We start from the raw sequence: 18,514 nt of genomic DNA, 5'->3' as shown, positions 1-18,514 counted from the left end.
CCGGTGCCTTTCGTGAACGAGGATGCCGGTACGGTTGCGCATGACATGGGGTTCGAATCCCAGCACGAAACGGCCACGCAGCGTCGTTACCGCACGATGGACTGGCAACAGGGTTTTGCCGTACGATTTTGCCCATTGGACACGTTCGACGGAGTGGAACATGTTGTCGGCGGAAGAACTGGCATTGCTGGAAGCGATTCGGGAAACCGGGAGCCTGTCGCGCGCGGCTGCGCAATTGGGCAAGGCGCCGTCTACTGTTTCGCACGCCGCGCGCCAACTCGAGAGCCGTTTCGACGCGTTGTTGTTCGATCGCCGGCGCTACCGCTTGCAGCTCACCCCGGCCGGGCATGTGCTGGCCGAAGAGGCGGGCCGGCTCATGCTGGACATGGCGCGCATGACCCAGCGGGTTCGGCAGATCGCCAGCGGCTGGGAGGATCGCTTATGGATCGTGACCGACGAAATCATCGAGTTCGAACTGGTCATGCCGGTCATTCGTACCTTCGACGCGTTGCAGTCCGGGGTCACGCTGCGGCTCACGAACGAAGTGCTGAGCGGCACGTGGGAGGCGTTGCGCGATGGCCGTGGCGACCTGGTGATTGGGGCAACTAACGAACCGCCGGCCATTCCGGGTCTGCGGTGGTTCGAACTGGGTGTCATGGAATGGGTGTTCGCGGTGGCGCCGCATCATCCCCTGGCGGCGGCCAAACGTCCGCTCGGGCGTGAGGCGATTTCAGCCCACCGCGGTGTCGTCGTGGCCGATTCGTCAAAAATGACGCCTGGACGCGCCTACGGCGTGGTTGGCGGCCAGGCGTCGCTTGCCGTGCCCAGCATGCGGGCGAAAATTCTCGCCCAGCGCGACGGCCTCGGGGTCGGCTGGCTGCCGAGACGCAGGATTGCGTCGCTGCTCAAGCGAGGCGAACTCGTTGAGAAAGACACCGCTGATCCGCGCGAGCCCAACGTACTCTACGTTGCCTGGCGTGGCGACCACGAAGGGCGCGCGCTTCAATGGTGGCTGGAGCAGTTACGCCAGCCGCGTCTGGCTAAACGGCTGGTGAGCGGGCTCGATCTGCTGGTGTAGGCGAGGAGTGTAGCCGGGTTGGCAGGTATGCTGGGCTATTCATAGTATCGAGCCCGTGTCGCGGCGGCGGCTGCCAACGCTTCGCGATACGCCTGCCTCTTCGCCTTGGCCTCTGCCGTGGGTGGCTTGCGGGCTTGACGTGAGTCGTGGTACGTCTTCGATTCGACAAAAAGACGCAGACTGCCGCTGGATGCAGGTCCGAGATCGCGCTGAACCGGTGGTTTGCTCGGGTCGATCCAGAGGATCTGCTGCATCAGGTCGGTGCTCGGGTCAATCCAGCTGATATAGCCGCCAGGCAAGATCTCGCGAGGTTTTTTGACCGCGCCCGTGAAGCTATAGCGCGCGTCGGCGGTGACCTGTGGGTCGTAGAAGTGCGGGGTGATGAAGTCGGACACCGAAATCCCGTCGATCGTATAGGTATAAGGATCGGCTTCACACGGATCACAGGCCTCGACCAGATATTCGAAGCGGCCAGTGCCGTCCTGGATATGGCCGCCCACGATCTCGATGGAGGTCGAGGTTTGCAGGCGATTGCCGTTGGGGTCGATCAGCATTTCCATGATTTCATGGCTCGCGTCGACGGCCCATTCTTCACTGTGCGGGGTGACGATCACCTTCGCATAGGGCTGGTTATGCCGTGTCATATGGAAGCCGCCTTCGCCTGGCGGCAGCGACTTGACGAGCTGAACCGGCCATACGCCCTGCGGGATTTTTTTCGGATCGGTGAGATATGAGACCGTCGCGTTCACCGTCCAGTATTGTGGCAAGTCGCGCGTCACCTGAACATTGATGGCCGCGGCGACCGCCGCCATGGTCTGGGAATCCACCTCGCCCGTCGTATCGACGAGTCCAATTTTTGTTGCCAACATAAGTGCCTCCTGAATATCAACGTTACGACAAGCACGCGGCACCGCAGCGGGAAGTGCCCACTGTGCGGTGCCAACGTGTTGGATATCGCCGGCATGATGGATTGGAAGACTGTCTACGATGTATTGCAGGCGAATACGCGCGATGACGCCCGTCTCGTGGCGAAACAGTCAGAGAGGGATGGCGTCGAAGTCAGAGGGGCTGCCGCGCGCTTTTAGACAAGACGGTGCGGGCTGGGGATTTTGAATTGAAGGAGCTGCGTTGATCAGATCTGCAGATTTTCACTGACGTAGTCGATGAACACGCGCAACTTGGGCGAAGCGTAACGGCTTGCCGGCCACAAGATCCAGAAGGTGACGGTCTGGTCGATAAAGTCATCCAGCACCACCTGCAACTGGCCGCTTGCCAGCTCGTCGCGTACGAGGAAGGTCGGCAGGAAGGCGAGGCCCTTATTCTGCAGTGCGAGGAAACCCAGCACTTCGATCGTATTGCTAACGAAAGTCTGCGGTAACTCCGGTTCCGCTTCGCCTGCGCCAAGCTGAAATGGCCAGCGCTCGAGCTTGCCGCTGGCAGGAAACTTATGCAGCAGGCAGGCATGGCGGAGGAGGTCGGACGGATGGGTGGGGACGCCGTGCTGCTGGAGATAGACGGTCGAGGCGACCAGCACCTGACCGCAGGAACCGAGCCGGCGCGACACCAGCCGCGAATCGTGCTGTTCACCCGTGCGAATGACGGCATCGAAGCCTTCTTCGATGATGTCCACCATCCGGTCCGAGAGATCGATGTCGAGTTCGATTTGCGGGTATTGCCCCATGAAGCCGTCCAGCGCCGGCATGATGAGGCAGGACAACTGCGGCGTGCTGATGCGCAGCCTGCCACGCGGACTGCCGGCGGCATCGGACAGTTCGGCTTCGGCCGCTTCGATTTCGCCGAGAATGCGCCGGCACCGATCGAGGAACAGGGCGCCTTCGGCCGTTAGCGTGATACTTCGCGTGCTGCGATGAAACAGCCGCACGCCGAGCCGCTCCTCCGTGCGCGCAATGCTCTTGCCGACAGCCGAAGACGACACCCCGAGCAAGCGTCCCGCCTCCGTAAAGCTGCGGGTTTCCGCTACCTGGACGAACATTGCAATGCCATTGAGGCTATCCATTGCCGCATCCCGAGAGGTCGATTAAGGTCATCAGTGTCCGCTATATCCGGAACCTTAGCCTATTTTTCTAGTATCGGCCTCTACGGTGCTGCCGCTGCGAGGGATGTTCGCGCCGCGCATTAGCGCATTCAGACTGGACTCAAGCCCAACAACTCACGCGCCTGTGCGGCGCTCGCCACGGGGCGCTCGTACTCGGCGCAAAGCGCGGCAACGCGTGCAACCAGTTGCGCGTTGCTGGTGGCGAGCGTGTCCTTGTCCCAGCGCACGTTGTCTTCAAGACCGGTGCGGCAATGGCCACCCATTTCCAGCGTCCAGTGGTTCACTTCGAGCTGGTGCCGGCCGATTCCGGCGGCGGTCCAGGTCGCGTCGGGCAACAGGGCGCGGAGTTGCTTCACTTCGAATTCGAGAATCTCGCGGCGTGCGGGCAGTGCATTCTTGACGCCCATCACGAACTGAACATGCACGGCGCCCTTGAGCAGACCTTGCTCGACGAGGTCGACGGTGCTGTAGAGCATGGCCAGATCGAAGATTTCGATTTCCGGCTTGACGTCATGTTCGAGCATGGATGCGGCGAGCGAGCGCACGAAATCAGGCGGGTTCTCATACACCGTAGTGGGGAAATTCACCGACCCCGTCGCGAGCGACGCCATGTCCGGGCGCAGATCGAGCATCGCGCCGCGCTGTTCGAATGAACGCCCGCGGCCACCCGTCGAAAACTGCACGATGATTCCTGGGCAATGCTGACGAATCCCGTCCTGGAGTTTGGCAAAGCGCGCGCGATCGGAACTCGAATTCTCCTGCTCGTCGCGTACGTGCAGATGAACGAGCGTGGCGCCAGCTTCGAAAGCCTGGTGCGTGCTCTCGATCTGTTCGGAGATCGAAATAGGGACCGCGGGATTGTCCTTCTTGCGCGGGACAGAGCCGGTGATGGCAACGGTGATGATGCAGGGTGAAGTCATGTTGAGTCTCCGTCGACGGACGAGTGGATCGGTTGTGGATATGCGGGATCAGGCGGCGTGTTAGCGCTTTTTCATACGGGCGGCGACGAGCAGCGACAGCAGGCAGCCGACAAACAGATACCCCGCCACCGGATGCCACGAGCCACCGGCAAGGCTGACCAGTCCGACGGCGATGAACGGCGTGAAGCCACCGCCCACGACGCTCGCGACCTGATAGCCCACGCCTGCGCCGCTATAGCGAAACTCGGTGCCGAACAGTTCGGTGAACATCGGTTGCTGGACGCTCACCACCATGTCGTGCGCAACATTGGCCAGCATCACGGCGAAGACGACGATCCAGAGTGTCGACCGCGCGTCGAGGGCGAGGAAGAACGGCACCGCGCTCAGCATGCCGACCAGCGCGCCGATGATGTAGATACGGCGCCGTCCGAAACGGTCAGCGAGCATCGCGAAGCAGGGAATGGTCACGACGCTCACCACGCCGACCAGCAGGCCGACGTTGAGAAAGAACTGGCGCGGCATGCCGAGGTTGCTGGTTGAATAGCTGAGGGCGAAGGCCGTGACGATATACATCGTGAAGAGTTCGGCGAGGCGCAGCGCGATGATCAGCAAAAAGGCTTTCGGGTTTTGCAGCAGTGCCTCGACGATCGGCAGGCGAGCTTGATGATGGGGCTTTTCGACCTTCTCGACGAACTCCTTCGATTCTTCCATGCTCGAACGCACCCACAGACCAATCAGCACGAGCACCACGCTGAATACGAAGGGAATGCGCCAGCCCCATGTCCTGAAGGTTTCGTTGTCCATGGTCTGGCTGAGGATCGACACGATGCCGGTGGCGAGTATCAGCCCGACGCCATAACCCACCTGCACGCCGCTGCTATAAAACGCCTTCTTTTTCTCCGGCGCGCTTTCGACGGCCATCAACGCCGCACCGCCCCATTCGCCGCCGACCGCGAAGCCCTGAATTGCACGCAGCAACACCAGCAAGGCCGGCGCCCACCAGCCGATCGTCGCGAAGGTCGGCAAAAAGCCGATCAGCGCCGTGGACAGACCCATCATCATGACGGTCAGCACCAGCATGCGCTTGCGGCCGAGCTTGTCGCCGTAATGCCCGAATACGAAGCCGCCGAGGGGGCGAAACAGAAAACCCACCCCAAAGGTTCCGAACGCGGCGAGCGTGCCCATCGCCGGGCTGATCTGCGGAAAGAACTCGCGATTGAAGATGATGGCGGCGACGATGCCGTAGAGCAGGAAGTCGTACCAGTCGACGACCGCGCCGACAAAGCTGCCCAGCGCGGCCTTACGCGCGCGGCTCTTTTCGGTGCTGACGAAGGTCGGGACTTCGGGAGATCGGATTGCGAATGTCATGGCGTGTCTCGAATGTGTTTCGTTTTACCGGTTCGACTTGCGGCTGGCCGGCAGAGGCGCTCGCTGCGCGACTGGTGATTCCAGAATAGAGGCGTGCGGTAGAACGGGCAATGCTTTCTGCGGGGTAGCAGATCGTTAATCGAACGGAAGTGCGCGATTAACGCTCATTTTCAGGGATTGCACCAGGCGTCGGCGCCAACCCGTTTCAGTGGTACGTCATAAGATCGCGCGGCAACCGCATGTGGGCAGGGACCAGCATTTCCCGCAGATAGGTGTCGTCCAGGCGGACTGATGCGGCCAGTTCTGGGTAGCCAAAAAAATCGAGGTAGAGCGGCGTCTGCTGGATCAGCATGTCGAAGCCGGGCTCGGCCACGAGGCCGCGCGCCAGTGCCGCGCGCAGCAGCGGCGTAGGCTGGTTTTTCATCAGGATGTCGCACACCGCCGCGTGCCGCGCGATCGCGTTGACGTCGACGGGGAGCGGGTCGGACTGTTCCAGACCAAGAGGCGACGCGTTGACGATCAGGTCGAAGCCGCGCGGATCGTTGTCGGCGGCACTCGTCGCCCGAATTCCGAATGAGCCGCCCAGCACCTTGACGAGTTGTTCGGCTCTCGCACGGTTGGGGTCGTAGACTGCGATTTCCGCGACACCTGCCGCGGCCAGCGCAGTGGCGAGCGCCGATGCCGCGCCGCCAGCGCCGATCAGCAGCACGCGCTGGTTTACATAGGCAATCCCGGCGCAATCGAGCGAGCGCCGGAAGCCTTCGCCATCGAACAGCTCACCTTCCAGTCCACCCGCCGCACTCCTGCGGACCGCATTGACGGCATTGGCCACGCTCGCACCCGGTGAGCAATGGTCGACGATCGCCGCGGCCGCCGCCTTGTGCGGGATCGACAGGGAAACGCCGCCAACCGTGGGCGATTCGAACAGCGTCCGCAACGTGGCTTCGAGTTGCAGAGGATGCACGCGCATCGGGATCATCACCGCGTCGACGTCGTGCCTCTCGAAGACTTCGTTGAAGACCTCAGGTGCGCGCACCTGATCGATGGGGTCTGCCATACAGTAGAAGACCCGGGTACGTCCGGTAATTTTCATCGCCACTCCAGAGGTTGGGCGTTTCCGATACATGAAGCTTACGAGTGCAGCACGCGAAGTCCCAAGCACAACGCACAGGGTTCGCGCGATAATCGCGCATCACGGTACGTTGAACGCGCAAAATAAGGGTTTTCTCTATGACCAGACCGCCATTGGATAAGCGTGACTGGATTGCCGGTCTGGAGAAAGGGCTGGCGATTCTCGAGTCGTTCGACAGCGAGCACGCGCGCATGACGCCCAGCGAGGCGGCAGCGCGCACCGGCATGACACGCACGGCGGCGCGCCGCTATCTGCTGACGCTCGAACACCTCGGCTACGTGCAAGGCGACGGCAAGCAGTTCGGCCTGACGCCGCGGGTGTTGCGGGTCGGGTGGTCGTACTTCGACTCAGCGCGCTTGCCCAAGCGGGTTCAGCCGTACCTGCAGCAATTGAGCGCGGCAATCAACGAGTCGGTGTATGTCAGCGTGCTGGATGAATGGGAACTGGTTTTCATCGCCCGCAACGGCACCTCGCGGGTGATGACGACGGGCTTCGTCCTCGGTGCACGCGTGCCCGCTGCACTGGCCTCGCCCGGTGTCGTCCTGCTGGCGCATCGACCCGACATGGATTCCGTGCGCGAATGGCTCGACGGTACCGAGTTGCTGCCTTTTACGCCCCATACCTTGACCAACAAGACACGTCTAATGGAGACGATCCGCCAGGCGCGCGCGGATGGCTTTGCTGTCATCGAGCAGCAACTTCAGATTGGCGTGCGAGGTATCGCCGTGCCGCTGAAAAACCGCCACGGCGAAGTGGTCGCGGCGCTCAGCACCAACATGCCGATGGGCAAGGAAAAGACCGAAGGCGCGCTGGGCCGCGTATTGCAGCCTCTGCAGGAAACCGCGCTGGCGATGCTCAATGTGCTCTAGCAGCGGCAACGGTGGCGAGCGCCTCACTCCGTGGGCAACGCGACAGGCAGGCGCATGCGATACAGGGAGACCGCCTGTATCGCGAGCGTAAGCAGAATCGCGACACTGTAAGCAGCAACCAGGTTCAGGCGTGTCAGCGTCAGGCTGAGCACATAGAAAAACGCCGCGAACCCCAGAAGTCCTGCGACCACACCGCGCAGCAGTTGCTGTGCCGCCGCCTGGCCGATCATGCGGTGCGCGAAAACCGTGAGAATGATCACCATGAACGGGAACGACGCGAGCACGCCGCTGACCTTGGGCCCGACATACGACGCGATCAGCGTCACACCCACCACGAGTCCGGCGATGAGCGCCATGCGCAAGGGCAGATCCCACCACGGCGGATCGAGCTTGCCGGTCCTGGCTGCACGATTGGGGATGAGATTGAGCGCAAGCGTGACGGCCAGAATGGCGATCAGAAACAGGGCGTTTTCCGGCAATGGGCTCCATTGCAGCAGCGCGGCCACGATCGCAAACGTGGCGCAACCAGCCGCGAGGGCAGCGACCCATCCGAGGCGCACCAGTCTGCAATAGATCACGCAAAAGGCCGCTTGCGCTGCCGTCGCGACCAGCGAGCCCGCCGTCGCCTGCGCCGCAAACGCGGGTCCATGCTCCAGGGTGAGGAACACCGAAATCGGCCCTGAGGTGAGCGGCAGTCCCACGAGGAACCCGCCGATCGCTTCGCCCCAGCGGCGCACGGCGATACTTGCGGCTACCAGCAACAGCGGCGTGACCACGAGTTTGAAAACGAGAAGATCCATGAGTCGCGAAGCAAGGTTGAAAATGCCAGGTCCGAAGGACGCGCGAAGCATGCCTCTGGCGTCTGCCTGCAGATATTGAGGGCAGCCGTCCCGTCTGACAAATCATTTATGGATCCCCGAGCCATTTCGAGGCAAGTGGAGTTGCGAGGACGCCAGGTTGCAAAACATTCAGGCGCACGCACAGCGACATGCAAGGAATCCTCATCGCCAGCTTTCAGTAGGGGCACAAACTGCTTGCGCCGCGCTGTCCAGTCACGACGTTGAGACGATCAAGCATCTTTGTGAGTGTCGCGGGCATCGGTATAAGCCGAACATCCTCCTAGAATTTGATGAGCGTCATCCGGGTTGCCTGGCTGCCTGCCTGGCACGATCAAACCGGCCACCGAACTCATATCAAACTCCAAAGAGGATCGCATCATGTCGAACATCGAACCGCATGTTGAACACTTTGAATACGTTTTCCTCGGCGGAGGAAAAGGTGGCAAGACCCTTGCCATGGAGTTGGCTCAGGCCGGCAAGCGGGTTGCGGTGATCGAACGCGGCATGATTGGCGGTTCATGTATCAACGTGGCATGTATTCCCACCAAGGCCTTGATCCAGAACGCGCGGGTCGCTCACGTGCGCAGGCATGCGCCGGCCAATGACGACGGCTCGCCTCGTCACGCAACCAATATGGCGGAAGTCACGCGGAACGTGCGTAGCGTCGTCGCCGGCCTGGTCGAAGTCAACCATAAGGCGTTTATCGCCTCGGGGATGGAACTCGTGCTCGGCACCGGGCACTTCATCGCGCCGCGCAAGATCCAGGTGCGGATGAACGAAGGGCCGGAGCGGGTGATCGAAGGCGAGCGCGTGTTCATCAATACGGGCACGACGGCTGCGATTCCGGATGTTCCCGGTCTGCGGGATGCCCAGCCGCTCACTCACGTGGAAGCGCTGCAACTGGAGTCGCTGCCTGAGCATCTGATCGTCATTGGCGGCGGCTATATCGGCCTCGAAATGGCCCAGGCGTTCTGGCGTCTTGGCAGCAAGGTGACGCTGATTCAGGAAGCGCCGCGCGTGGCGATGCGTGAAGACGAAGACGTGGCCGCTGAAATTCAGGCCGCGTTGACAGAAGAAGGCATCGACCTGCGGGTTGGCGTCGCGCCGGTGAGCGTGTCCGGTCTCTCAGGTCAGGGCGTCACGCTGGAGCTGGCCAATGGCGAGCGTGTGACGGGCAGTCACGTTCTGGTTGCAGCGGGACGCACGCCCGTTACCAAAGGCTTAGGGCTGGAAGCCGCTGGCGTGGACGTAGATGCGCGCGGTTTCATCAAGGTCGACGAGCGGCTCGCGACAAGCGCCGCGAACACCTGGGCGATCGGCGAAGTGGCGGGAACCCCGATGTTCACGCATGCATCCTTTGACGACTATCGCGTGCTGAAGTCGCAACTGGCTGGCGGCAACCTCACCACCAACGACCGGATCATTCCTTACGCGCTGTTTATCGAGCCGGAACTCGGCCGTATCGGCCTCAACGAAGCGGATGCCAAAGCGCGTGGCATCGAGGTTCGGGTTGCGAAGATTCCGCTGGCGGTGGTTCCGCGCGCCCGCACCAATGGTGCGACGAAAGGCTTTATGAAGGTGCTGGTCGACGCGCATTCTGACCAGATCCTCGGCTTCGCCATGCTCGGGACCAATGCGGGCGATGTGGTGACTGCCGTGCAGATGGCCATGCTCGGCAAACTGCCGTACACGGCGGTGCGCGACGCGATCATTGGGCATCCGTTGATGTCGGAAGGACTGAATATTCTGTTCTCCAAAGTTCCGCCACGCGCGAACGGTCAATGAATCTCGGACCCCTGTCTTTTCCGGTTGCGCCGCTCATCTTGCTGGTGAGCGTCGCAATCGCCGTGGTAGCCGCACGCCTCGCCGGACGAGGCGCTCGCGATGCTGAAGGTGCCATTGTCAATAGCGTGATCGTGGGGCTGGTGGTGTCGCGACTGTCGTTTGTCGCGCACTATCTGCCTGCGTATCAGGGAGATGTGCTGAAGATGCTGGACTTTCGTGACCAGGGTTTTGACCGGCTGCCGGGTGTAGTGGCCGGTGCCCTGATGTTGTTATGGGTTGTGTTGCGTCGCCGTCATTTACGCGGCGCGGCTGTTATCGCGGCGCTTGCTGGCGTATTCACGTGGAGTGCCGCGAGCGCTTTTGCCGGCACGGGCCGAGAGTCTGAATTTCTGCCCGCCGTGCAACTGGTCGATATGAACGGCACTATGCAAACGCTCGCACGCAACGACGGCAAACCGCTGGTCGTCAATCTGTGGGCAAGCTGGTGCGGACCCTGTCGCGGTGAAATGCCGGTTCTCGCAGAGGCCCAACGTGAGTTCACCGGCGTAGACCTGGCATTCGTCAATCAAGGCGAATCCCGCGTGACGGTCAGCGATTTCGTGACGACGCAAGGACTGTCGTTACGCAATCTCGCGCTCGATCCTTCTCTCGCGGTTGCTCGCGCGGTCGGCGCGCGGGCGTTTCCAACCACGCTGTTCTATGACGGCACGGGAAAATTGCTGGCCGTCCATCTGGGGCCGTTCTCGCAAGCCACGTTTCAAAACGCGCTTGAGACGCTGTATCCGGCGTCCGTCAGCGCGGCGCGCTAGCGTGGAAATGAGCCGTCGTGTGCGATACCACGCCGGCTCGCTCGCTGCGCTCGCTTAACGCTGCGGCGCCGCATCCAGATGGCCATTGCGCAACATGATGACCGTGGGGATATCCGTGAACGGCTCATGCCGTGCGCCGCGATGCAGGCGTATCCAGGTACCGGCGGGATAGCGCTGGTCGTGGCTGCGAAGTTCGCCGCTCAGAACCAGGATCTCTTCGCCGTTGCGGTGACCGTGATCGCGTGTGCGCGTGCCTGGTTCCCACGCGACTAACGTCAATGGGTAGTCGCTGGACGACAGGGACGCGATGCGCATGCCGGGGTTCTGGCCTGCGCGCCATTCGCGTTGCTGCGCGTGCTGCGTAATGGTTTCGCCATGACTGGCGGCACGCTCGCGATAGATGAACAACCTCGCGCCTTCGCTGCCGGCTCGCAGCACGCCGGCTTCGTAGAGGCTCGCAAATCCGCCTTCGCCGAGCATGCCGCTGCCTGCGTCGACGCTGCCGCGCAGCACGTAGATATCGTGTCTCGCGAGCGGCGGTAAAACGTACTCATTTGACGGCGCGAGTGTTACGACGCCTGTCCAGCGCGGGTCGTCGGCAGCCGAGAGGGGCAGCACGCTCGTGATCGCCGTCAGGCTTTCGCTGATATCGAACGTTGCGGTTTCAATCAGATCCGGTTGCATATCTACCCCTCTATTTCGTGGCTCAAAGCCATTCTGCCTGTGATCCGCTTTAGGCGTCAGTCCGCAGCAGGGCCGCCGCATTGCGCAGCGCCGTGCGCAAGCCTTCTTCAACCACCGGATGATAGAAGGGCATCTCCAGCATGGCATCCACCGTGAGCTTCATTTGAAGCGCCCAGGCAAGCAGGTGGGCGATATGTTCGGCGTCCGGACCCATCCATTCCGCACCCAGAAACTGCCGGCTAGCCTTGTCGACATACACGTGCATCAGTCCGCGATTCTTCAGCATCACGCGGCTACGGCCCTGGTCTTCGAAGCTGACTTCGCCGGTCACGAAGGTGTCCGGCTGCAGATCGACGTGCCGGGCGCCAACCATCGCGATGCCCGGATGCGAAAACAGCACGGAGATGGGCGCGCGCCGAGTCAAAGGCGTGATATCCGGGAAGCGGGCGGCATTCGTTCCTGCGGTCCGGCCTTCGTCCGCGGCTTCGTGCAGGAGCGGCAATACGCCATTGGCGTCACCGGCAATGAACACCGGATGCGTCCCCGCCTGCAGCGTACGTGGATCATACAGAGGCACGCCCTGGCTGTTGAGCGTCAGGGACGTGTTCTGCAGCGCGAGCCGGTCGAAATTCGGCTTGCGGCCAGCCGTGACGAGAACATAGTCGAAGCTGTCTTCGACCTGTTCCCCGCTGCCGGTGCGAAAGCGGATCTGCACTTCGTTGCCCACGCGCGCCACCGCTTCGACCTCGGCCTGTGCTTCGAAACGGAACGAGTCCTGAAAGGTCCGCTCCGCATACGCCTTGATGGCCGGGTCCGTGAGCGGGCCGACGCGGCCGCGCGCGCCCAGCACGGTCACTTCTACGCCGAGGTGGGCAAGCGCCTGGCCCAGTTCGAGTCCAATCACCCCTGCGCCGACGACCGCAATCTTGCGCGGCAGGTCCGACCACTCGAATACGTCGTCATTGATGATCACACGATCGCCGAGGGCCTGGTACAGCGGCGGCACCACTGGCGAAGAACCGGTTGCGATCACCACGCTGCGTGCCCGCACGCGCGTGTGGTCGCCCACCTGCAGCAAGCCGTCGTCGATGAAGTGGGCGTAGCCGGTCAGCTTGTCGCTGGCCGGGATGGCCTCGACGCTATCCAGCACGAAGCCCACCAGACGGTCGCGTTCGCTTTTTACGCGCTGCATGACCTCGCGGCCGTCGATACGAATCGCGCCGTCGATGTGCACACCGAACGGTGCCGTGTGGCGCGCCGCATGGGCGGCCTCGCCGGCGGCGATCAGCAGCTTCGACGGCATACATCCAACCCGCGCACAAGTCGTGCCGTGCGGTCCGCCTTCGATCAGGATAGCGGAGGCCCCCGCGGCTTTCGCGGCGCGATAGGCTGGCAAACCGGCGCTACCAGCGCCAATAATGGCTACATCAATGTTGACTGTGTTCATGATTTCCTCGAAATCCTGATGCGAAGGGGCAACCGCAGCGCTAACTTGGTGGTGCGGTTGCTCGGGTAGAATCTGACTGCTCAAGTGCGTGACACACACTTTAGGCGGATACCCTCCCGGCGCTAATCCTCAAACGACGCAAAAATCTGCTCAAGCGACTCATATGGATCTGCTCAGTCGAGTCCTTTCTCTCATTCCCGTCAGCGGCCGTCTGGAGGTGCGCTGCCATTTCGGTGCGCCGTGGGCAATCGAACAGGCCAGCGCTGCGGTGCGCGAAATTCCCTACCATGTGCTGCTTTCGGGGCAAGCCGTGCTGGAGCATGGCGAGGGCCCATCCGAGCCACTGATCGCGGGCGATATCGTACTGTTTCCCACCGGCGACGCGCATCGGCTTCACGACGGCAGCGGCCGGCAGCCGGCAGCGCTGGCCGAGCGGCGCGACGTCTCGCTGGTGGTCATGGAGAACGAAGGCGCGGGCGCGAGTGCCGACATCCTGTGTGGCCGGTTCCTGATTGGCGCGGTGCCCGACCGGCTGCTGCGCGAGCATCTGCCCGACCGTCTCGTGGTGCGCAGCGCCGAGAACGGCGGGGTCACCTCGAACGGCGCGGGTGAAGCCGGGGCGTCGGTATGTAACACGCGCCTCACGCGATTGATCGGTTTGATGCGGGAGGAATCGGTCGATGAAGGGCCGGGCAGCGAAGCCCTCGTCAATCATTTATCCGCCGCGCTGTTTGCCTTGACGTTGCGCTTCGCGAGCGGCAGCGCGCAGCCGCCGCATGGTCTGCTGGCGCTCGCTGCGCGGCCGCGCCTGCAACCGGCGATCTCCGCGATGTTCGAAGCCCCCGATAAACCGTGGACGCTCGATCAGCTCGCGGCCCTGTGCAATATGTCGCGAGCCACCTTCGTGCGACAGTTCCAGGACGTGATCGGACGCTCCGCAACCGACATGCTGACCGATATCCGCATGACACTCGCCGGTCACAAACTGGTCGAGTCGAACCTTGGGGTGGCCGAAATTGGCGAAATGGTGGGTTACCAGTCGAACGCCGCATTCCAGCGTATTTTCAAGCGTTTGATCGGCGTGACGCCGTCGCGCTATCGAACCTTGGGCGGCAAAGTCGAAGCGGTGTAAAAGGGCGGCGGCTTACCGGCCGTTAGTCCATGAGTCTATTCGTCTGCAGATCGGGCTATGCGGATTGAGCCGATCAAGCATCTTGATGAGCCGTCCCGGTATTAACCGGGCAAACGCTGAATCTTATAGTTCAGCCATACCGTCACGGCGGTACCCTCTTCAAGGAGCATCATCATGAAACGCGACGACCCGGCCCAGCTCATTGCATCGCAGACGAATGGGGCTGGCACGCCCCACGTAACGATCTACACCAAGCCAACGTGTCCTTATTGCATCGCTGTCAAAGCGCTGCTGAGAGGCAAAGGTGTGACGTACAGCGAAATCAATATTGAAGGCGACGGCCCTGCAGCGGCCGCGCTAGCGGGACGAACCGGGCGCCGCACGGTGCCGCAGGTGTTTATCGGCGCGTCCCACCTGGGTGGTTACGACGACGTGCGGGCACTCGATGCGGCAGGTGGTCTCGATCCGCTATTGGGTCGATAGCCCGCGCGCGTATGCCCGCGACGGCGGGCATACGCGAGGTCTCCGGCAACGATCAGGTACGCGGATCGAAATCGAACTCGAGCCGGATGCCGCCGGGTTCGTACACCATGGTGTGGCGTTTCGGACCAGTGCCCAATGCTTCCGGCGCGAATTCGACCTTGACGCCGGGCCAGCTGGAGACGCGCTCGAAAATTGTCGTGAAGGCCTGTTCGTTGGCAGCCCGAAGCGCCAGATGATGAAGTCCGACATTTTTCTTGCGGTCGAATTCGACCCGATTGGCTTCATCTTTGAGTTGCCAGAGCGTCAGGAGAAGTTGCCCATCGGAGACGAACACAGCCGGATACTCCGGTTTGCCTCCCACTTCCTTCCATCCCAGACATTGGGTAAAGAAATCGCGCGTGGCTGCGAGATCCCGCACGGTCAGTCCGACGTGGTCAATGCCGCGCGTCAGCGATTCAGTCGTCATAATCGATACCCCTCTCAAACGGAAAAGTCAGTGGATGCGGACAACGTCTTCCAGGTTTCAGTTTCCTGCGTGACGTAGGTGTTTTTCTCGGCGATAGCCTTTAGCGTATCTGTTCCCAGCGGCAAGCGCAGCGGAGGCGCTTCTGCGTCGACCAGTTTCACCATGGCTCGCGCCAGTTTTTCGGGGTCGCCCGGCTGGCTGTGATTCATGCTGGCGGCGCGGCGGCGCACATTGCCCGATGTCTCGTCATAATCCGCGATCACTTCTTTGGCGACCAGCAATGACGAGGCATCGAGGAAGTCGGTACGGAAGTAGCCGGGTTCCACGACCGTCGCGTGAATGCCGAGCGGCTTCAATTCCGCGTGTAGCGACTCGGTCAGACCTTCGACTGCAAACTTGGTGGAGCTGTAGGGACCGAATCCAGCGCCTGCGCGATAGCCGCCGATCGACGACATGTTGATGATGTGGCCGGCCCGCTGGGCGCGCATCACGGGTAGAACGGCGCGCGTGACATTCAGCAGACCGAAGACATTGGTGTCGTACATGCGGCGCACATCGGCGTCGGTGGACTCTTCGACGGCGCCGAGCAAACCGAAGCCCGCGTTGTTGATCAGAACGTCGATCCGGCCGAATTTCTCTACCGCGGCTTTCACCGCGGCATGGGCTTGCGCTTCGTCCGTCACGTCCAATGCCACGGCCAACAGCGCGGGCAATTCGCCGAGGCGGTCGGTGATCGACGCGGCATTGCGGCCGGCCGCCACCACCGCATTGCCGTCGGCAAGTGCTGCCTTGGCCATCAACGCGCCCAGACCGCGCGACGCGCCGGTGATGAACCAGACACGCTTGAAACCGCTTTTCGCTACGTCGACCATGCTGTCTCTCCTGCGGTGAAGTCGTTCGAGGGATTCCAGAGCGTGTATGCCGGTCCGCCACGCCCCATTCCATAGACGATGGGCGCCATGTGCAACGTCTTGCCGATGCAGCCACTTCGGCGATCATTATGGAAGCGGGGTGGGCAAAGTCAATTTTTCGATGCGATCCGATGGGGTGGGCGACGAGCGCCTGGCGAAAGTGGCGAGGATTGAATACCAACGTTCATCAATCGACGCTGCGAGCGGACCGCGCACGTTCGCGATGGCGTTGCGTGTCGCGGTCCCAGCGCTTGAGCCACGCGCCGATAAACGCCGCGAAGCCCTCCGCGGATGGAGAGAGGGACCGCTCCAGCGGACGGTAGACACAAACCTGGCGGATCGTCTCCGGGTCGGTGATGCGCCGCATGACCAGTCCGAACGTGCGTGCCAGTTGCGCGACGTAAGCCGGCGCGAGCGTGACGGCGACCCCTTGGGATGCGAGTCCAAACGCCGTCGTGACGTTGTCGACGACTTCCACCGGCATGATGCGGCTCGCAACGGGAACGTCCGCCAGCATTTGCGCCACGCCTCGCTCGTGGTCGCGCCCGGTGGCGACGATCGGCACGCCGCGCAGATCCTGCCAGCGCACCTGGCGGTGCGAAGCCAGCGGATGACCGGGCGCGCACCACAGGACCCACGCGCTATCGAACGAGGGTTCGCAACTGACGCGGCTGCCGGCAGGCCGGTCCGGGCCGATCGCGAGGTCGATGTCGCCATTGGCCACGCGCTCCACCAGTTGTTCGACCACGGTGTCGAAGATTCGAATCACCACCTTCGGCTTATGCGAAGCGTACTGTGCGATGGCAGCGGGCAACGCCGTGCTCGCGAGTACCAGCGGTGCGCCGACGCGCACGGTGCCGGCCGCGTGGTTGCGGATATCGTCTGCGGATTGCTCGGCGGCCCGCACATGGCGCAGTATCGTTTCTGCCGCAGGGAGGAAGTCGCGGCCCGCGCTCGACAGATTGACGCGCCGCGTGGTGCGATCGAACAGGCGAAAGCCGAGTTCGGTTTCCAGTTCGGCGAGCAACTGGCTGATCGCCGAGGAAGTCAGACCGAGCCGGTCCGCAGCCGCGCTGATACTGTGCAAATCGGCGATAGCAAGGAACGTCTCGTATTGCCGAATCGTGACGCGGGTCAGTGGCATGGGCCGATTCTAAAGAAAAACTGAAAAGTGATAAAGAATCGATTGATTGTCAGCAAGCCGGCGGTATCGGACACTGGGGTACTTCGTCAGCATTACCTCAGTCGTCAAACGGGCCGTCACGAATGCCGGAGACGATAGCGCCGCCCGGGCGGCGGCAACCGTTGCACCGAAAACACACAGGAGCTTCTGATGTTCGAACATGTTCCCAGCTATCCGGGCGATCCCATTCTGAGTCTGAACGAGGATTTCCAGCTAGACCCCCGCACGGACAAGGTCAATCTGAGCATTGGCATTTATTTCGACGCAGACGGCAAGCTGCCGATGCTGGATTCGGTGCGCAAAGCCGAGGTCGCTTTGCTGGCGACCCAGGCGTCCCGTCCTTACCTGCCGATGGCGGGGCTCGCCGACTATCGCGAGGCCGCCCAGGCGCTGGTATTCGGTGCGGACTCCGAAGTGCGCAAGGCTAACCGCGTGGCGACGGTGCAGACGGTCGGGGGGTCGGGCGCCCTGAAGGTGGGCGCGGATTTCCTGAAGCGCTATTTTCCCGCGTCGCAAGTGTGGATCAGCGATCCCAGCTGGGAGAACCACCGGGTGGTTTTCGAGGGTGCGGGTCTCGTCGTCAACACCTATCCGTACTATGACGAAAGCTCCGGCGGTTTGCGCTTCGAAGATATGCTGGCGGCGATCGACCGTCTTCCGGCAAAAAGCGTCGTGTTGCTGCATGCCTGCTGTCACAATCCGACCGGCGTCGATCTGAGCGCCGCCCAATGGGCCGAGTTGGTCCCGGTATTGCAGCGCCGGGACCTGATCGCGTTCGTCGATATGGCGTATCAGGGTTTTGGCGCAGGGCTCACCGAGGACGCAGCCTGTATCGGCTTGCTGGCGCAGGCTGGCGTTCCGCTTATCGTTGCGAGCTCCTTCTCGAAGAATTTCTCGCTCTATGGCGAGCGTTGCGGCACGCTGAACGTCGTGTGTGCCTCTGCCGATGAAGCCGTACGCGTGCTCGGCCAACTGATGTCGGCCATTCGCGCCAACTACAGCAATCCGCCGACGCACGGCGCAAAACTGGTAGCCGGCGTGCTGCGCGACCCGGCGTTGCAGCAGCAATGGCAAACCGAACTGGGCGGGATGCGCGAACGCATTCTCGCGATGCGTCATGCGATTCATGAAGGACTCGCTGGCCGGGTCGACGAGGTCATGCGGGCGCGCTACCTGGCGCAGCACGGCATGTTCACGTACACGGGACTCGCGGAACACCAGGTGGAACGGTTGCGTGCCGACCATGGCGTCTATCTGCTGCGCTCAGGGCGCATGTGCGTCGCCGGATTGAATGAGCGAAATGTCGCGTACGTGGCGTCTTCGATCGCTGAGGTCGTCGGTGCTTAGGTTGC

The 18,514-nt window shown here is 62.2% G+C and carries 18 protein-coding genes; 7 read left to right on the top strand and 11 right to left on the bottom strand.

The window, feature by feature from the left end:
- Positions 1–160: 160 nt before the first annotated feature.
- Complete coding sequence (locus tag P3T43_RS06530) at positions 161–1,078, top strand: LysR family transcriptional regulator (protein ID WP_429280240.1); 918 nt, start codon at positions 161–163, stop codon at positions 1,076–1,078.
- A 35-nt stretch (positions 1,079–1,113) separates the two neighbouring features.
- Here the strand turns inward: P3T43_RS06530 and P3T43_RS06525 are convergent, their stop codons facing one another.
- The 5 genes from P3T43_RS06525 to P3T43_RS06505 form a co-directional block, all read right to left on the bottom strand.
- Positions 1,114–1,947 (bottom strand): hypothetical protein, encoded by an 834-nt coding sequence (locus P3T43_RS06525; protein ID WP_429280239.1) that lies wholly within the window; start codon positions 1,945–1,947, stop codon positions 1,114–1,116.
- 263 nt (positions 1,948–2,210) lie between these two features.
- The gene (locus tag P3T43_RS06520; protein ID WP_429280238.1) at positions 2,211–3,095 is read right to left on the bottom strand and encodes a LysR substrate-binding domain-containing protein; all 885 of its coding nucleotides are present in this window, start codon (positions 3,093–3,095) and stop codon (positions 2,211–2,213) included.
- Between the two features lie 128 nt (positions 3,096–3,223).
- Positions 3,224–4,054, bottom strand: a complete 831-nt coding sequence (locus P3T43_RS06515; RefSeq protein WP_429280237.1) for a 3-keto-5-aminohexanoate cleavage protein — start codon at positions 4,052–4,054, stop codon at positions 3,224–3,226.
- Between the two features lie 60 nt (positions 4,055–4,114).
- The gene (gene shiA / locus P3T43_RS06510; RefSeq protein ID WP_429280236.1) at positions 4,115–5,422 is read right to left on the bottom strand and encodes a shikimate transporter; all 1,308 of its coding nucleotides are present in this window, start codon (positions 5,420–5,422) and stop codon (positions 4,115–4,117) included.
- Positions 5,423–5,627: 205 nt separating this feature from the next.
- Entirely contained in the window at positions 5,628–6,515 is an 888-nt protein-coding gene (locus P3T43_RS06505; RefSeq protein ID WP_429280235.1) for a shikimate dehydrogenase family protein, read from the bottom strand.
- 137 nt (positions 6,516–6,652) lie between these two features.
- Here P3T43_RS06505 and P3T43_RS06500 point away from each other — a divergent pair, with 137 nt between their 5' ends.
- The gene (locus P3T43_RS06500; RefSeq protein WP_429280234.1) at positions 6,653–7,423 is read left to right on the top strand and encodes an IclR family transcriptional regulator domain-containing protein; all 771 of its coding nucleotides are present in this window, start codon (positions 6,653–6,655) and stop codon (positions 7,421–7,423) included.
- A gap of 23 nt (positions 7,424–7,446) precedes the next feature.
- On the opposite strand, the gene P3T43_RS06495 is transcribed toward P3T43_RS06500, so the two are convergent.
- Complete coding sequence (locus P3T43_RS06495) at positions 7,447–8,223, bottom strand: hypothetical protein (RefSeq protein ID WP_429280233.1); 777 nt, start codon at positions 8,221–8,223, stop codon at positions 7,447–7,449.
- Positions 8,224–8,640: 417 nt separating this feature from the next.
- Between P3T43_RS06495 and P3T43_RS06490 the strand changes: the two genes are divergently transcribed.
- Both P3T43_RS06490 and P3T43_RS06485 read left to right on the top strand, forming a co-directional pair.
- Complete coding sequence (locus P3T43_RS06490) at positions 8,641–10,047, top strand: FAD-dependent oxidoreductase (RefSeq protein ID WP_429280232.1); 1,407 nt, start codon at positions 8,641–8,643, stop codon at positions 10,045–10,047.
- Positions 10,044–10,856, top strand: coding sequence for a TlpA family protein disulfide reductase (locus P3T43_RS06485; protein WP_429280231.1), 813 nt, complete (start codon positions 10,044–10,046; stop codon positions 10,854–10,856). Before P3T43_RS06490 ends, P3T43_RS06485 begins: the two co-directional genes overlap by 4 nt.
- 54 nt (positions 10,857–10,910) lie before the next feature.
- On the opposite strand, the gene P3T43_RS06480 is transcribed toward P3T43_RS06485, so the two are convergent.
- Both P3T43_RS06480 and P3T43_RS06475 read right to left on the bottom strand, forming a co-directional pair.
- A complete protein-coding gene (locus P3T43_RS06480) occupies positions 10,911–11,540 on the bottom strand; it encodes a cupin domain-containing protein (protein WP_429280230.1) in 630 nt (209 codons plus the stop codon).
- Positions 11,541–11,589: 49 nt separating this feature from the next.
- The gene (locus tag P3T43_RS06475; RefSeq protein WP_429280229.1) at positions 11,590–12,987 is read right to left on the bottom strand and encodes a dihydrolipoyl dehydrogenase; all 1,398 of its coding nucleotides are present in this window, start codon (positions 12,985–12,987) and stop codon (positions 11,590–11,592) included.
- Between the two features lie 163 nt (positions 12,988–13,150).
- Here P3T43_RS06475 and P3T43_RS06470 point away from each other — a divergent pair, with 163 nt between their 5' ends.
- Complete coding sequence (locus tag P3T43_RS06470) at positions 13,151–14,119, top strand: AraC family transcriptional regulator (RefSeq protein ID WP_429280228.1); 969 nt, start codon at positions 13,151–13,153, stop codon at positions 14,117–14,119.
- A 174-nt stretch (positions 14,120–14,293) separates the two neighbouring features.
- Complete coding sequence (gene grxC / locus P3T43_RS06465; RefSeq protein WP_429280227.1) at positions 14,294–14,602, top strand: glutaredoxin 3; 309 nt, start codon at positions 14,294–14,296, stop codon at positions 14,600–14,602.
- A 52-nt stretch (positions 14,603–14,654) separates the two neighbouring features.
- Here grxC and P3T43_RS06460 read toward each other — a convergent pair whose 3' ends face one another.
- The 3 genes from P3T43_RS06460 to P3T43_RS06450 form a co-directional block, all read right to left on the bottom strand.
- On the bottom strand, positions 14,655–15,068 hold the full coding sequence (locus P3T43_RS06460) for a VOC family protein (RefSeq protein ID WP_429280226.1): 414 nt from the start codon (positions 15,066–15,068) through the stop codon (positions 14,655–14,657).
- Between the two features lie 14 nt (positions 15,069–15,082).
- Positions 15,083–15,940 (bottom strand): oxidoreductase, encoded by an 858-nt coding sequence (locus P3T43_RS06455; protein WP_429280225.1) that lies wholly within the window; start codon positions 15,938–15,940, stop codon positions 15,083–15,085.
- Positions 15,941–16,166: 226 nt separating this feature from the next.
- Positions 16,167–17,123 (bottom strand): LysR family transcriptional regulator, encoded by a 957-nt coding sequence (locus tag P3T43_RS06450; protein ID WP_429280224.1) that lies wholly within the window; start codon positions 17,121–17,123, stop codon positions 16,167–16,169.
- A gap of 189 nt (positions 17,124–17,312) precedes the next feature.
- Here P3T43_RS06450 and P3T43_RS06445 point away from each other — a divergent pair, with 189 nt between their 5' ends.
- On the top strand, positions 17,313–18,509 hold the full coding sequence (locus P3T43_RS06445) for an amino acid aminotransferase (RefSeq protein ID WP_429280223.1): 1,197 nt from the start codon (positions 17,313–17,315) through the stop codon (positions 18,507–18,509).
- Positions 18,510–18,514: the final 5 nt, after the last annotated feature.

This window comes from Paraburkholderia sp. GAS41, from assembly GCF_050436545.1.
In the GTDB taxonomy this organism is placed as follows: domain Bacteria; phylum Pseudomonadota; class Gammaproteobacteria; order Burkholderiales; family Burkholderiaceae; genus Paraburkholderia.
This window is presented reverse-complemented; position numbering and strand designations above follow the sequence as displayed.

Excerpts from the sequence above, each read along its gene's own strand:
- P3T43_RS06490 (WP_429280232.1), top strand. The coding sequence starts at position 8,641 with ATGTCGAACATCGAACCGCATGTTGAACACTTTGAATACGTTTTCCTC.
- P3T43_RS06445 (WP_429280223.1), top strand. The coding sequence starts at position 17,313 with ATGTTCGAACATGTTCCCAGCTATCCGGGCGATCCCATTCTGAGTCTG.
- P3T43_RS06495 (WP_429280233.1), bottom strand. The coding sequence starts at position 8,223 with ATGGATCTTCTCGTTTTCAAACTCGTGGTCACGCCGCTGTTGCTGGTA.
- P3T43_RS06480 (WP_429280230.1), bottom strand. The coding sequence starts at position 11,540 with ATGCAACCGGATCTGATTGAAACCGCAACGTTCGATATCAGCGAAAGC.
- P3T43_RS06500 (WP_429280234.1), top strand. The coding sequence starts at position 6,653 with ATGACCAGACCGCCATTGGATAAGCGTGACTGGATTGCCGGTCTGGAG.
- shiA (WP_429280236.1), bottom strand. The coding sequence starts at position 5,422 with ATGACATTCGCAATCCGATCTCCCGAAGTCCCGACCTTCGTCAGCACC.
- P3T43_RS06505 (WP_429280235.1), bottom strand. The coding sequence starts at position 6,515 with ATGAAAATTACCGGACGTACCCGGGTCTTCTACTGTATGGCAGACCCC.
- P3T43_RS06460 (WP_429280226.1), bottom strand. The coding sequence starts at position 15,068 with ATGACGACTGAATCGCTGACGCGCGGCATTGACCACGTCGGACTGACC.
- P3T43_RS06530 (WP_429280240.1), top strand. The coding sequence starts at position 161 with ATGTTGTCGGCGGAAGAACTGGCATTGCTGGAAGCGATTCGGGAAACC.
- P3T43_RS06520 (WP_429280238.1), bottom strand. The coding sequence starts at position 3,095 with ATGGATAGCCTCAATGGCATTGCAATGTTCGTCCAGGTAGCGGAAACC.
- P3T43_RS06455 (WP_429280225.1), bottom strand. The coding sequence starts at position 15,940 with ATGGTCGACGTAGCGAAAAGCGGTTTCAAGCGTGTCTGGTTCATCACC.
- P3T43_RS06450 (WP_429280224.1), bottom strand. The coding sequence starts at position 17,123 with ATGCCACTGACCCGCGTCACGATTCGGCAATACGAGACGTTCCTTGCT.
- P3T43_RS06470 (WP_429280228.1), top strand. The coding sequence starts at position 13,151 with ATGGATCTGCTCAGTCGAGTCCTTTCTCTCATTCCCGTCAGCGGCCGT.
- P3T43_RS06485 (WP_429280231.1), top strand. The coding sequence starts at position 10,044 with ATGAATCTCGGACCCCTGTCTTTTCCGGTTGCGCCGCTCATCTTGCTG.
- P3T43_RS06525 (WP_429280239.1), bottom strand. The coding sequence starts at position 1,947 with ATGTTGGCAACAAAAATTGGACTCGTCGATACGACGGGCGAGGTGGAT.
- grxC (WP_429280227.1), top strand. The coding sequence starts at position 14,294 with ATGAAACGCGACGACCCGGCCCAGCTCATTGCATCGCAGACGAATGGG.
- P3T43_RS06475 (WP_429280229.1), bottom strand. The coding sequence starts at position 12,987 with ATGAACACAGTCAACATTGATGTAGCCATTATTGGCGCTGGTAGCGCC.
- P3T43_RS06515 (WP_429280237.1), bottom strand. The coding sequence starts at position 4,054 with ATGACTTCACCCTGCATCATCACCGTTGCCATCACCGGCTCTGTCCCG.